General features: G+C 54.0%; 14 protein-coding genes. 10 read left to right on the top strand and 4 right to left on the bottom strand.

Annotation, left to right across the window (positions count from 1 at the left end; translation table 11 throughout):
* Window positions 1–8 precede the first annotated feature (8 nt).
* On the top strand, window positions 9–758 hold the full coding sequence (gene rsmJ / locus AC790_RS11780; protein WP_049851899.1) for a 16S rRNA (guanine(1516)-N(2))-methyltransferase RsmJ: 750 nt from the start codon (window positions 9–11) through the stop codon (window positions 756–758).
* 79 nt (window positions 759–837) lie between these two features.
* On the opposite strand, the gene uspA is transcribed toward rsmJ, so the two are convergent.
* The gene (uspA, locus tag AC790_RS11785) at window positions 838–1,275 is read right to left on the bottom strand and encodes a universal stress protein UspA (protein WP_007889892.1); all 438 of its coding nucleotides are present in this window, start codon (window positions 1,273–1,275) and stop codon (window positions 838–840) included.
* 417 nt (window positions 1,276–1,692) lie between these two features.
* Here uspA and uspB point away from each other — a divergent pair, with 417 nt between their 5' ends.
* Entirely contained in the window at window positions 1,693–2,028 is a 336-nt protein-coding gene (gene uspB / locus AC790_RS11790; RefSeq protein ID WP_007889890.1) for a universal stress protein UspB, read from the top strand.
* 155 nt (window positions 2,029–2,183) lie between these two features.
* Here the strand turns inward: uspB and pitA are convergent, their stop codons facing one another.
* Window positions 2,184–3,683, bottom strand: a complete 1,500-nt coding sequence (gene pitA, locus AC790_RS11795) for an inorganic phosphate transporter PitA (RefSeq protein WP_152929126.1) — start codon at window positions 3,681–3,683, stop codon at window positions 2,184–2,186.
* A 241-nt stretch (window positions 3,684–3,924) separates the two neighbouring features.
* Here pitA and AC790_RS11800 point away from each other — a divergent pair, with 241 nt between their 5' ends.
* The gene (locus AC790_RS11800; protein ID WP_071531058.1) at window positions 3,925–5,109 is read left to right on the top strand and encodes an NAD(P)/FAD-dependent oxidoreductase; all 1,185 of its coding nucleotides are present in this window, start codon (window positions 3,925–3,927) and stop codon (window positions 5,107–5,109) included.
* Window positions 5,110–5,183: 74 nt separating this feature from the next.
* Complete coding sequence (locus AC790_RS11805) at window positions 5,184–5,531, top strand: hypothetical protein (protein WP_049851900.1); 348 nt, start codon at window positions 5,184–5,186, stop codon at window positions 5,529–5,531.
* Here AC790_RS11805 and AC790_RS11810 read toward each other — a convergent pair whose 3' ends face one another.
* Window positions 5,532–6,227, bottom strand: coding sequence for a cysteine hydrolase family protein (locus AC790_RS11810; protein WP_049851901.1), 696 nt, complete (start codon window positions 6,225–6,227; stop codon window positions 5,532–5,534).
* Between the two features lie 100 nt (window positions 6,228–6,327).
* On the opposite strand from AC790_RS11810, the gene AC790_RS11815 reads away from it, so the two are divergent.
* The 6 genes from AC790_RS11815 (at window position 6,328) to yfaU (ending at window position 12,290) form a co-directional block, all read left to right on the top strand.
* On the top strand, window positions 6,328–7,329 hold the full coding sequence (locus AC790_RS11815) for a GlxA family transcriptional regulator (RefSeq protein WP_049851902.1): 1,002 nt from the start codon (window positions 6,328–6,330) through the stop codon (window positions 7,327–7,329).
* Between the two features lie 163 nt (window positions 7,330–7,492).
* Window positions 7,493–7,963, top strand: a complete 471-nt coding sequence (locus AC790_RS11820; RefSeq protein ID WP_049851903.1) for a hypothetical protein — start codon at window positions 7,493–7,495, stop codon at window positions 7,961–7,963.
* A gap of 178 nt (window positions 7,964–8,141) precedes the next feature.
* Entirely contained in the window at window positions 8,142–8,924 is a 783-nt protein-coding gene (locus tag AC790_RS11825; protein ID WP_049851904.1) for an IclR family transcriptional regulator, read from the top strand.
* A gap of 13 nt (window positions 8,925–8,937) precedes the next feature.
* On the top strand, window positions 8,938–10,140 hold the full coding sequence (gene rhmD / locus AC790_RS11830; RefSeq protein WP_049851905.1) for an L-rhamnonate dehydratase: 1,203 nt from the start codon (window positions 8,938–8,940) through the stop codon (window positions 10,138–10,140).
* 49 nt (window positions 10,141–10,189) lie between these two features.
* Window positions 10,190–11,476, top strand: coding sequence for an MFS transporter (locus AC790_RS11835; protein ID WP_049851906.1), 1,287 nt, complete (start codon window positions 10,190–10,192; stop codon window positions 11,474–11,476).
* Between the two features lie 13 nt (window positions 11,477–11,489).
* Complete coding sequence (gene yfaU / locus AC790_RS11840; RefSeq protein WP_049851907.1) at window positions 11,490–12,290, top strand: 2-keto-3-deoxy-L-rhamnonate aldolase; 801 nt, start codon at window positions 11,490–11,492, stop codon at window positions 12,288–12,290.
* 123 nt (window positions 12,291–12,413) lie between these two features.
* Here yfaU and AC790_RS11845 read toward each other — a convergent pair whose 3' ends face one another.
* Window positions 12,414–12,905, bottom strand: coding sequence for a helix-turn-helix domain-containing protein (locus AC790_RS11845; protein WP_049851908.1), 492 nt, complete (start codon window positions 12,903–12,905; stop codon window positions 12,414–12,416).
* Window positions 12,906–12,975: the final 70 nt, after the last annotated feature.

A 12,975-nucleotide genomic window follows, 5' to 3' on the forward strand; every position in this document is an offset into this window, starting at 1 on the left:
GCCGGCTTGTGAAAATTGGTTTAATCGATGAATCAGGCGCCGGAGACGGCGCCTTATTACATTTGGCTGAGCGCTGGGGCCTGCAGCAGGACGTTCAGGCGACCATGGCGCTGGTGTTAACGCAGCAGCACCTTGAACTGCGTAAGCTGGATGAGCCGAAACTGGGCGGCATCTTTGTGGATTTCGTGTCGGGTGCGATGGCGCATCGGCGTAAGTTTGGTGGCGGTCGCGGCGAAGCGGTGGCGAAAGCAGTCGGCATCAAAAGTGGTTATCTGCCTGAGGTGATTGATGCGACGGCCGGATTAGGGCGCGATGCCTTTGTGCTGGCGGCGCTCGGTTGTCGTGTGCGTATGCTAGAGCGGCATCCGGTGGTGGCGGCGTTGCTGGAGGATGGTTTGCGTCGTGGCTACGAGGATGCAGAGATTGGCGGCTGGCTGCGCGATCGCCTTACGCTACTGCATGTCGTTAGCCAACAGGCACTGAGCGAGATCACTCCCGCACCGGATGTGGTGTATCTCGATCCGATGTATCCGCATCGGCAGAAAAGCGCGATGGTAAAGAAAGAGATGCGCGTGTTTCAGTCGCTGGTGGGGCCCGATCAAGATGCTGATGCGCTGCTGGAACCGGCGCGCCGACTGGCGAAGAAGCGTATCGTGGTGAAGCGTCCGGACTACGCGCCGCCGCTAGCGGGCGTGGTGACACAAGATGCGGTGGTGACTAAAAGCCATCGTTTTGATATTTATCCGCCGCTGGCGTAGATCGTGCGGGCATGAAAAAGGTCGGCATTCATGCCGACCCTACGAATTGTCAGGTCAGCATTCACGCTGACCTGATCAATTATTCTTCGTCTTCATCGCGCAGCGGCACGATTAACATGTCGATATGCACGGTATTAATCAACTGGCGTGCTGAGGACATCAGCTTGCTCCAGAAGTCCTGATGGTGGCCACATACCACCAAATCCACGTCATATTTCTTAATCGCATCCACCAGCACCTGGCCGAGATCGCCGCTGCCACTCAAGGTTTCACTGATTGGATAGCCGGCATTGATCGAAAGCTCTTTCAGCGCGGTGTGCGTCTCTTCAGAAATACGCTTCTGCATGTCACCCAGATTAACGTCAATCAGCCCGGTGTAGAGGTCTGAATAGTTCACATCAACGTGGATCAGCGAGATTTTCGCGTCGTAAGGGCGGGCCAGCGAAACGGCTTTATCAACCAGCAACTGGCTTTCCGGGGAAAGGTCTACTGCAATCAGGATGTGTTTATAAGCCATGATAAAACTCCTTTCTCAAGATTCGGGGCAATCTTCCTGCTTTCACGGTAGGCGGTTCCTTTGCGCGAGACGGCGATGAAGCGCCACCAACCACTATTTCAGCCTTGCAGGCGGTTTTTGTTATGCCCTGAGTATAGCCAGAGTTGTTAACAAATGCTGCAAGCGAAAGTCCGCTTGTGAGGAAGATCAAGCGTTATCGGCTTTTTCACTCGCCCCGAACGAAAATCATCGCTGGAAAAAAATTGAACAGATCTCCTACACTGAAAATAAGTGCCACTGCCGTATGAGTCGCGCACTCAGGTTCGCATAACAACAATGCAATCGGAATCATTCAGTGGCTGGTTTATTTCCCGTGCGGCGTCTACAGCAATTCCCCGCTGCGTTCGACGTCGTTGCGGCTCCAGCCGGGAGGGGAACATGATCAGCACTATCGCGCTTTTTTGGGCTCTGTGTGTGGTTTGTCTGGTGAATATGGCGCGCTACTTCTCTTCTTTGCGCTCACTATTGGCCGTTTTGCGCGGTTGCGATCCGCTGTTATATCAATACGTGGATGGCGCGGGGTTCTTTACCTCGCACGGGCAGCCGAGCAAGCAGGTGCGGCTGGTGCGCTATATCTGGGATAAGCGCTATCACGATCATCATGACGACGAATTTATTCGCCGCTGTGAGCGCGTGCGCGGTCAGTTCGTGCTGACCAGCGGGCTCTGTTTTTTGGTGGTGGTCAGCCTGATTGCGATGGCAATCTGGCAATAAAAAAGGGCGACATCGCTGTCGCCCTCATACCCGTCATACTTCGACTTGCAGCAGCGTTAGCTGCGTGTGTTCGCCCCAGTCACTTACTTCAGTAAGCTCCTGGGGACCTCACCCACTTGCTGCCTTCCTGCAATTCGAATTATTTAGGGTATCTATTAAATTAATTTCAACGCGATCCAGTAAAGCGAACCCGACAGCAAAATACACACCGGCAGGGTGAATACCCACGCCATGGCGATATTTTTGATGGTGCGACTCTGCAATCCACCGCCATCCACCAGCATAGTACCGGCTACCGACGATGACAGAATGTGCGTCGTGGAAACCGGCATACCGGTATAACTGGCGACGCCAATCGATACCGCAGCCGTCACCTGCGCCGACATACCCTGCGCATAGGTCATGCCTTTCTTACCGATTTTCTCACCGATAGTGGTGGCAACGCGACGCCAGCCAATCATGGTACCGATGCCCAGCGCCAGCGCCACAGCAACAATAATCCAGATCGGTGCGTACTCAACGGTGCCCAGCAAATCGCTTTTCAGCTTGTTGAGGAAGCGCTTATCTTCCGCACTGGTTTCCGGCAGCTTAGCCACTTTATCCACGGTATCGGAGACACACAGCAGCAGACGACGCATCTGTCCGCGTTGATCAACCGACAGCTGGTCATAGCTCTGCAGGTTGTTCAGCAGCAGCTGCGCACGATCGATGGCTTGCAGCGCACGGCTGCTATCGCAATGGAACTCCTGCGGGCCGCCGACTGACTCTTCCGGCGTTGGTACCACCGGCGGTGCAAGCTGCACCATATGCGCCAGCGACTCGTTATGCTGCTGATAATACTGTTCCAGATGGTTAACAGCATCGCGTGTGCGGGTGATGTCATAACCCGACGCATTCAGGTTAACCACAAACCCGGCTGGCGCGACGCCGATCAGCACCAGCATAATCAGGCCAATGCCTTTCTGACCATCGTTTGCGCCGTGTGAATAGCTCACGCCAATCGCCGAAACGATCAGGGCGATGCGCGTCCAAAACGGCGGCTTTTTCTTGCCATCAATCTTTTCACGATCGGCAGGCGTCATATGGATGCGTGAACGCTTAGTGGTTCCGCTCCAGTAGCGACGCAGGATAAAGATCAGCCCGCCTGCTATCACCAGACCAACAATCGGCGAAAGAATCAGGGACATGAAGATATTGATGACTTTCGGCAAGTTGAGCGCGTCTACCACCGAGGTGCCGGTCATCAGGGCGTTGGTGAGACCAATACCGATGATGGCGCCAATCAAAGTATGAGAACTGGACGCCGGCAAACCTAAATACCAGGTGCCAAGGTTCCAGATAATCGCGGCCAGCAGCATGGAGAAGACCATTGCGAGGCCGTGGGCCGAACCGACATTCAACAGTAAATCGGTCGGAAGCATGTGAACGATGGCATACGCCACGCTCAATCCACCAAGCAAAACACCCAGAAAGTTGAAAACACCCGCCATGACAACTGCCAGTTGCGCCCGCATCGCACGGGTATAAATGACAGTCGCGACCGCGTTAGCAGTGTCGTGAAAACCGTTGATTGCTTCATAAAACAATACAAACAGCAGAGCAAGAATCAGTAACAGGCTGGTACTGAGGTCGAGACCAGCAAACAGATGTAGCATAAACGTTACGCCATTTTGGGAGGACATGAACGCGGCGCATTATCTGCGACAACGTGCGCGATATGAAAGAAAAATATAGCTCTTTCTTGTCTTAAAATTGTAATGCAGCGTATAGATTTAGCTGAAAACAGCTAAAAATTAGTGAGTTACATTATGACATATTTACGGCAATTTTTTGACGCTAGCGCTAAAAGCCGCAAATCCCTACAATCAGCGCCTTTCGGGCAAGGCGGATAAAGCAGTGGAAAAGTTTGACGTTATCATTATTGGTGCAGGCGCAGCCGGCATGTTCTGTGCGGCGCAGGCAGGGCAATTGGGTCGTCGCGTGCTGCTGCTGGATAACGGCAAAAAAGCCGGACGCAAAATTTTGATGTCGGGTGGCGGCCGCTGCAACTTCACCAACATGTTCACCGAGCCTGCGGCGTATCTGTCGCACAACCCGCATTTCTGTAAATCGGCGCTGGCGCGTTACAACCAGTGGGATTTCATCGACCTGGTGAATCGCCATGGCATTGCGTATCACGAGAAAACGCTGGGACAGTTATTCTGCGATGACTCGGCGCAGCAGATTGTCGATCTGTTATTAAAAGAGTGTGAGGCTGGCCAGGTTACCGTGCGTTTGCGCAGCGAAGTGATGAGCGTGGATCGTGACGACAGCGGTTACACCTTGCAGCTTAACGGCACAGCGGTGCAGGCGGAAAAACTGGTCATCGCCAGCGGTGGACTCTCGATGCCGGGCCTGGGTGCGACGCCGTTCGGCTACAAAGTGGCCGAGCAGTTCGGCCTGAAAGTGTTCCCCACGCGCGCGGCATTGGTGCCTTTCACGCTGCATAAACCGCTACTTGAACAGCTCAATACGCTGTCGGGCGTGGCGTTGCCTACCACCATCACCGCGCAGGACGGCACCTTATTTAAAGAAGCGATGCTGTTCACCCATCGCGGCCTGTCTGGCCCGGCCGTGTTGCAAATCTCCAGCTATTGGCAGCCTGGTGAATTCGTCACCATTGATTTGTCGCCTGCCACCTCGCTGGATGATTTCATTAATGTGCAGCGCGAGGCTCATCCTAATCTCAGCCTGAAAAACAGCCTGGCGAAGATCCTGCCGAAACGGCTGGTGGAAGTGCTGCAGGAGCTGAAACAGATTCCCGACGTCACGCTGAAGCAGCTGAATAGCAAGCAGCAGAGCGAGCTGGTTAACACATTGCATCATTGGCGTGTGCAGCCGAACGGCACCGAAGGTTATCGTACCGCTGAGGTGACGCTGGGCGGCGTGGATACCACGCAGCTGTCGTCGAAAACCATGGAAGCACGCGATGTGCCGGGGCTGTTCTTTATTGGTGAAGTGGTGGATGTCACCGGCTGGCTGGGTGGCTATAACTTCCAGTGGGCGTGGAGCTCAGCCTGGGCGTGCGCGCAGGCGCTGTAGTGCGTGCTGAATAGGCCGCACGCGCGCAATCTGCTACTATCGCGCGCTTTACTCTTCAGCGGGTGACGCCCTTCATGTTAAAAATCAAAATTCTTCTGCCGTTGCTGATTGTGCTGAGCGCCGTTGTCTGGTGGCTGATGCCGCACTACAGCGACGAGGATAAAGCCTACTACATCGCCACGTTCTGTACTCTCACTCATGATGGGCGCGGCAATACATCACAGGATATGCAGCACATCATTGAAGGCAGCAATTCCGATTACGCGCTGCAGAAGATTCATTTCAAGCCAGGGCTTGCAGATCATCTGCAAAGCATTTGGCAGGATTTGTCACCGGAGCAACAGCAACAAGCGCGGCAGGAGAGTCTCTCCTGCCGCCGTTTGATGTCTGACAAACTGTTACCCGGCCAGCCGGTTCAGTAATTATTTAACGGGCATCGCCAGCACAGCATCGGTGGTTTTAATTTCAGCGAACACATCTGCGACGCCGGTCAGCGCCGCTTGCTGCAAGACTTTATGATCCACCACCTTGTTGTCCCAGGTTGCCAGATCACGTGTTGCTGTCGCATCTTCCGGAATAATGACGGAGTAGCCGAGCGGCACCGCATCACGCGCGGTGGATGACACACACATGTGCGTCATCAGACCGGTAATGATCAGCTGTTTGATGCCCAGTGAGTCCAGCTGCTTCTGCAGGTCGGTGCCGACAAATGAGCTTGGCGTGGCTTTGCTGATTACGCGATCACCCTTGGCTGGCTGCAAATCCTTATGGAACTCAGCAAAACGGCTGCCTTTCGCAAACAGCGGACCATCGGCATCACCTAAATGCTGGACGAAGAAGACCGGCATCTTGTTTTTGTGAGCGAACTCGACGATGCGTTTGCTATTTTTCAGCGCTTGCATGCCATCCGGGATCGGCATTTTACCGCCAGGGAAATATTCGTTTTGAATATCAATGACAATCACAGCAGTTTGCTTCGCATTAAGTGAAGTAGTAGCAGTAGCACCGCTCATGGTACGAATAGTCGGCGCTTTCTCAGGCTTAGTCTCAGCAGCGAAAGCACTGCCTGAAATTGCCATGGCCAGTGCCAGAGTTCCTGAAGCAAAAATATTTTTCATACGTAATAATCCTTTGATGGTTTAGCGTAGAGAGGAGGCCAGCACGGCTTCCGATGGGGTGCAGTATGGCGATTTCGCCGTGAGTGAAGGAGTACAACGGATGACAAATAACGTTCAGTTTGCGCCAAAAACGCCAGGTAAGGCTTCGCCCATCAAAGTCGGTGTCGTGGTGTTCGACGACATCATCCCGTTCCACCTTTCAGTGCCCTGCGCGGTATTTGAAAAGGCGGCTCAGGACGACGGCACCCTGTGCTATCAGTTAATGATTTGCGCTACGCATCCCGGCCCATTAAAAACCAACAGCGGTTTTTCGATTATTGCTGAGCATGGATTAGCACAGTTGGCCGATGCCGATATGGTGGTGGTGCCAAGCTGGAGCGATCCCTCGGTGCCGCCACCCGCTGAGCTGCTGCTGGCGCTTCAGCAGGCGGCGCAGCGCGGAGCGAAAGTCGTGGGTTTGTGTCTCGGTGCGTTTGTACTCGGCGCCGCCGGCTTACTGAACCAGCGCCGTGCAACCACACATTGGCGTTGGATGGCGGATTTTGAACGCCTGTATCAGGATGTGGCGATTGATCGCGACGTGCTGTACATCGACGAAGGGCAGATCGTCACGTCGGCAGGTACCGCCGCGAGTATTGATTGCTGTCTGCATCTGGTGCGCGAGCAGTGTGGTGTTGATGTGGCCAATAGCGTCGCGCGTATGCTGGTGGTGCCGCCGCATCGACAGGGCGGACAGGCGCAGTACATTGAGCAGCCGGTTTATCATTCGGCAGGCAACGATCGCTTTATGTCGGCGCTGAGCTGGGCGACAGAAAACCTGCAGCAGGCGCTCACGCTGGAGCAGCTGGCAGAGAAAGCGCTGATGAGCCGCCGCAGCTTCACCCGCCGCTTTAACCAAACCACCGGCAGCTGTTTTAGCGATTGGTTAGTGAATCAACGCCTGGCACTGGCGCAGCGTTTTCTGGAGAAAACCGATCAACCGGTGGAGTTGATTGCTGAAAAAGCCGGATTTTCATCGCCGCTGATGCTGCGCCGTCATTTTAAGAAGCAGCTGAACACCTCCCCACTGCAATATCGTAAAACCTTTCGCGGCAGATCCTAACGCAAATTTTGCGAGCGCTCTCGCATCCCATTGCACGTTACTTGTTGTACTAATTGATATTTTTCGCCGCGCAGCGCAAAATGCAAACAGTCACATGGTGCAATAATTGCTCGCTGGGCATGATGTTTGACAGACGCGTCACATCAACTCAGGAGCTTCACGGATGACACTCGCGATGATGAATACTCACAAAGCTTTTAAAGCGTTGCAGCTGGCTGGCGTCAGCGATCAACAAGCCGAAGCGATGGTAGAAATCTTTACTGAAATGCAGCAGGACAATGCGCTGTCACGTGCGGATTTGATGAAGGCTGGAGAGGAAACGACGAGGAGCATTAAAGAGCTGGATCTTCGGCTGAGTGCAGCAATTAAAGAGCTAGATGATCGGCTGAGCGGTGCGATTAAAGAACTGGATTCTCGACTAAGTGGCGCGATACAGGAACTGAACACGCGCCTGTTCGCAGTTGAAACGCGCCTCGACGCGGTGGAAAAAGATATTGGCGAACTTAAAGCTGATGTCAAACAACTGAAAGCAGACGTCTCTGCATTAAAAACTGACATGCGCTGGATTAAACGCTTACTGATGGTGATGGCCACCACCATGGTGATTGCGGCTGTTAAATATATCTTCTCGTAAATTCTTGCGCGCTGGGGTGTTGAGTACAATCGGCTGTACTTTCAGCGCGGCACGATTCACATTCCCGCACACACGCTGCTGTATGAGGCGCTCTCCCTAAGGGAATTTGATACGGCGCACACTTATACCCAACTAAAACCACAACACTGCCCTCCAGATAATCAGACTGGAGTCCAGCATGATGGAAGTCACACCTGTCCCCGCACTGACGCGCGCGATTGCTATTCTCGACTTTATTGCGCAGCACGGACCGTGCAGCGCCGCTGAGATTATAGAAACGCTCGCGCTGCCTAAAAGCAGTGCCTATCTGCTGTTCGCCGAACTGAAAAAACAGCGTCTGATCACCATCGATCGCAATAACAACTACTGCCTGTGGACGCGACTGGTGGAGTTCGCCGGTCACGCACTGCAGCACATGGACATCCGCGATATCGCGCGCCCGCGTCTTACGCGGTTAATGCAGCAAACCAACCTGTTGTGTCATCTCGGCATCCTTGATGGCGGTCATGCCTGTTACATCCTCAAACTCGAATCGGCTGCCACTATCAGCGTGCGCTCGCACGAAGGTAAAAGCCTGTCGCTGTATCGCTCCGGCATTGGTAAGTGTTTGCTTGCCTGGCAACGCCCCGAAGAGCAGGAACGCATCATCAACGACATGCGCTTTGTGGCGGTAACGCCCACGTCGCTGCGTAGCGCCGATGCCTTGCGTACTGAGCTGGCGCGCATTCGCCGTCAGGGCTGGAGCTTTGATAACGGTGAGGATTATCCCGATGTGCGCTGTGTGGCTGCCCCAATTTTTAATGCTCGCGAGCAGTTAGTCGCCGCCATTTCGCTGGTGGGTACCCGGCTGGAAATTGATGACGATAAGCGCGATTACCTTGCCGGCCTGGCGATAGCCTGCGCCCGCGATATTTCCCGTCTGCTGGGCTGGCGTAGCCCGGCGGAAAAACACGCCTCGTAACCCGGAGAAGCTCATGTCCCTACCAAAAATTAAAACTGTCCGCGCCTACTTTGCCGGTGGCGCAACGGCCGATAAAGCGGCAGCTGGCGGCGATTACCACGATCAGGGTGCTAATCACTGGATTGATGACCATGTCGCCACGCCGATGAGCAAATACAAACAGTATGAGCAGTCGCGACAATCCTTCGGCATCAACGTGCTAGGTACGCTGATTGTTGAAGTCGAAGCCGATAACGGGCAAACAGGGTTTGCCATCACCACCGGCGGTGAAATGGGCTGCTTTATCGTTGAAAAGCATCTGAATCGCTTCATCGAAGGGCGCTGCGTTAGCGATATCAAACTGATTCACGACCAGATGATGAATGCCACCATGTACTACGCCGGTTCCGGTGGCGTGGTGATGAATACTATTTCGTGCGTCGATTTGGCGCTGTGGGATCTGTTCGGCAAAGTTACCGATCTGCCGGTATACAAGCTGTTGGGCGGCGCGGTGCGTGATGAACTGCAGTTCTATGCTACCGGCGCTCGTCCGGACCTGGCGCAAAAAATGGGGTTTATCGGCGGCAAGACGGCGGTGCAGTGGGGACCGCACGATGGTGACGAAGGCATCCGTAAAGAGGTGGCGCGCATTGCCCACTATCGTGAAACCTGTGGCGCAGATTTCTGGCTGATGCTGGATTGCTGGATGAGCCAGGACGTGAATTTTGCCACCAAACTGGCACACGCCTGCGCGCCTTATAACGTCAAGTGGCTGGAAGAGTGTTTGCCGCCTCAACAATTTGAAGGCTACGCCCAGCTGAAAAAGCAGGCGCCGCAAGGCATGTTAATCACCAGCGGCGAGCATCACGGCACGCTGCAATCCTTCCGCACGCTGGCAGAAACCGGCATCGATATTTTGCAACCCGATGTCGGTTGGTGCGGCGGCCTGACTACGTTGGTTGAAGTGGCCGCGCTGGCGAAATCACGCGGTCAGCTGGTGGTGCCGCACGGCTCTTCGGTTTACTCGCATCATGCGGTAATCACGTTCACCAATACGCCATTCAGTGAATTCCTGATGACCAGCCCGGATTGCAGCACGCTACGCCCGCAGTTTGATCCGCTGCTCATCAATGAGCCGGTGCCAGTTAATGGCCGCATACACAAATCGGTACTGGATAAACCGGGCTTTGGCGTAGAGCTGAATCGCGAAGGTCTGAAACGTCCTTATCACCATTAACCGCGTGGGCTGCGGCTGATGGTCGCAGCCATTTGTGAGGGCTTTCCCAATGGATAATCTGGTGCACAGCGCGGTGAAGAAAAACCGTGCCCGCCTCATTCCTTTCATGTTGATGCTCTACGTGCTGGCGTTTCTTGACCGCGCCAACATCGGCTTTGCCAAAGAGGCGTATCAACTCGATACCGGCTTAAGTAACGAGGCTTACGCGCTCGGTGCCGGGATTTTCTTTGTGGTGTACGCATTGCTCGGCGTGCCGGCCAATTTGCTGATGCGACGTTTTGGCGCACGCAGCTGGATTGGCGGCACCACGCTGCTGTGGGGATTTCTTTCGGCGGCGATGGCATTTGCCGACACCGAGGCCAAATTTCTGCTGGTACGCACACTGCTCGGTGCCGCTGAGGCGGGATTCTTTCCTGGCATGATCTATCTGACATCGCTGTGGTTCCCGCAGCAGCAGCGCGCCAGCGTAATGGGTTTGTTCTACATGGGCGCACCGCTGGCGTTGACGTTAGGCTCGCCGCTTTCGGGTGCGTTGCTGGAAATGCATGGCGTGCTGGGACATCCGGGTTGGTTCTGGATGTTCATTATTGAGGGGTTATTAGCGGTAGCCGCCGGGCTTTTCACCTTCAGCTACATCGACGACACGCCGGCAACCGCGCGTTTTCTCAGCGCTGATGAGAAACAAGCGTTGCAGCGCCAGCTGGAGAGCGAGGAGCAGCAAAAGCCCACCGCACAGCTGCGTGATGCGCTGCGTAACGGTCGCGTCTGGCAGCTCGCCATTATCTACATGACCATTCAGATTGCGGTATATGGCCTGATCTTCTTCCTGCCTTCGCAGGTGGCGGCGCTGATCGGCACCAAAGTCGGATTTCTCGCTTCGCTAGTGGCGGCGATTCCGTGGGTTGCCGCGCTGTTTGGCACCTGGTTGATTCCACGTTATTCCGATCGCAGCGGCGAACGGCGTCGGGTGGCGGCGTTTACCTTGCTAGCGGCGGCGCTGGGGATTGGGCTATCCGGATTGGTGTCGCCGCTGCTGGCCATCCTCGCACTTAGCGTGGCGGCGGTAGGCTTTATTGCCGTGCAGCCGGTGTTCTGGACCATGCCAACCCAGCTGCTGTCCGGCACCGCGCTGGCGGCGGGCATCGGCTTCGTCAATCTGTTTGGTGCCGTCGGTGGCTTCCTCGCCCCGCTGATTCGCGTCAATGCCGAGGCGCAGTTTAACAGCAGCAGCGCCGGGTTACTGGCGCTGGCGCTGATCGCTGCCATCGGTTCACTGATTATTCTCAGCCTGAAAGTGGAGCGTCAATTGCCACAATCTCAGCAGGCGTCGCATTAAAGAAGGAGTGGGTATGCAGGATCCATTAAAAAATGCCTTTAAAGCCGGCCTGGCCAACGGTGAAACGCAGATTGGTTTATGGCTCAGCAGCACATCGTCGTATCTGGCCGAGATTGCCGCCACCAGCGGCTACGACTGGTTATTGATTGATGGCGAACATGCACCGAATACCGTGCAGGATCTCTATCATCAGCTGCAGGCTATTGCGCCTTATCGCAGCCAGCCGGTAATTCGTCCGATAGAGTTCCAGACGGCGTTGATTAAGCAGGTGCTGGATATCGGTGCACGTACTTTGCTGGTGCCGATGATTGATACTGCCGAGCAGGCACAGGCGCTGGTACGGGCGACACGCTATCCACCTTATGGCACGCGCGGGGTAGGAGCTGGGGTAGCGCGTGCAGCGCGGTGGGGGCGGGTGGAAAATTACATGGCGCGTGCCAATGACGAACTCTGTTTGCTGATACAGGCCGAAAGCAAAACCGCCATTGAGAATCTGGATGCGCTGCTAGAGGTTGAGGGTGTTGACGGGATATTTATTGGCCCAGCGGATCTGTCAGCTTCATTAGGTTTTCCCGATAATGCCGATCATCCCGAGGTGCAGAAGATCATTGAACACAGTATTAAACGCATCCGCAGTGCGGGAAAAGCCGCTGGTTTTCTGGCGGTTAATCTGGCCATGGCGGAACGTGCTCTCGAATGGGGGGCAAATTTTGTCGCCGTCGGGGTAGATACCATGCTTTATACCGCCGCGCTGGATAATCGTTTAGCGCATTTTAAAAACAGTGCAATCGCGCTGAATAAAGCCAGCTATTAAATGAAAAAACGGATGGTGCGCCATCCGTTTTTCAGCGTTGATATAGCCTTTAAATTTGACATGAATAAGTCTATTAGCGTCAGAAATGAGTGCAAAGGCGTTAATAAAAGCGTGATGGATTCGTTAGCGCATCACGCAGCTGATACGTGGTAAAAATTCATTAGTGCGTACTTTAGGAGCAACAATTTCTCGCGTGCGTTCTGTAACATCAAATCCGGCCTGTCGACAAAGTACGCAGGGATCATTACTTTCGTGCAGTGCTTGTTGGGTTTCCTTATCGAGTTGCCTTTTGCGACAGAAGAGCGGCGTGCAGCCGAGTACGTGTTTAAACGACCGCGTGAAAGATTGCTGACTTTCAAAGTGGTATTTTACGGCCAGGCTAATTATCGGCGCGTTGCTGTTTTTCAAATCATTGATGCAGTGAATCAGTTTCTTTTTACGAATGTAGCGTGCCAGGGTTTCATTGTGATAGCGGGCAAAAAGTTTCTGCAAATACCATTTTGAATAGCCCGATTTTAATGCGATATCATCAATGCTTAAACGTTGATCCAAATTAGACATAATCCATTCGGTCACCGAATCAATCACCCCTTCATTATATTTTTGCTGTGTCATTGTAGTCCTCCATAAACACTTAGAGAGTGTAATTTAATTAATCTTTCCAATCTGCAATTAATGTAAAGTT

The organism is Pantoea sp. RIT-PI-b, from assembly GCF_001187905.1.
In the GTDB taxonomy this organism is placed as follows: Bacteria; Pseudomonadota; Gammaproteobacteria; order Enterobacterales; family Enterobacteriaceae; genus Pantoea; species Pantoea nemavictus.

Excerpts from the sequence above, each read along its gene's own strand:
- AC790_RS11820 (WP_049851903.1), top strand. The coding sequence starts at position 7,493 with ATGACACTCGCGATGATGAATACTCACAAAGCTTTTAAAGCGTTGCAG.
- AC790_RS11815 (WP_049851902.1), top strand. The coding sequence starts at position 6,328 with ATGACAAATAACGTTCAGTTTGCGCCAAAAACGCCAGGTAAGGCTTCG.
- uspB (WP_007889890.1), top strand. The coding sequence starts at position 1,693 with ATGATCAGCACTATCGCGCTTTTTTGGGCTCTGTGTGTGGTTTGTCTG.
- AC790_RS11835 (WP_049851906.1), top strand. The coding sequence starts at position 10,190 with ATGGATAATCTGGTGCACAGCGCGGTGAAGAAAAACCGTGCCCGCCTC.
- AC790_RS11805 (WP_049851900.1), top strand. The coding sequence starts at position 5,184 with ATGTTAAAAATCAAAATTCTTCTGCCGTTGCTGATTGTGCTGAGCGCC.
- yfaU (WP_049851907.1), top strand. The coding sequence starts at position 11,490 with ATGCAGGATCCATTAAAAAATGCCTTTAAAGCCGGCCTGGCCAACGGT.
- AC790_RS11845 (WP_049851908.1), bottom strand. The coding sequence starts at position 12,905 with ATGACACAGCAAAAATATAATGAAGGGGTGATTGATTCGGTGACCGAA.
- rhmD (WP_049851905.1), top strand. The coding sequence starts at position 8,938 with ATGTCCCTACCAAAAATTAAAACTGTCCGCGCCTACTTTGCCGGTGGC.
- AC790_RS11810 (WP_049851901.1), bottom strand. The coding sequence starts at position 6,227 with ATGAAAAATATTTTTGCTTCAGGAACTCTGGCACTGGCCATGGCAATT.
- AC790_RS11825 (WP_049851904.1), top strand. The coding sequence starts at position 8,142 with ATGATGGAAGTCACACCTGTCCCCGCACTGACGCGCGCGATTGCTATT.
- uspA (WP_007889892.1), bottom strand. The coding sequence starts at position 1,275 with ATGGCTTATAAACACATCCTGATTGCAGTAGACCTTTCCCCGGAAAGC.
- pitA (WP_152929126.1), bottom strand. The coding sequence starts at position 3,683 with ATGCTACATCTGTTTGCTGGTCTCGACCTCAGTACCAGCCTGTTACTG.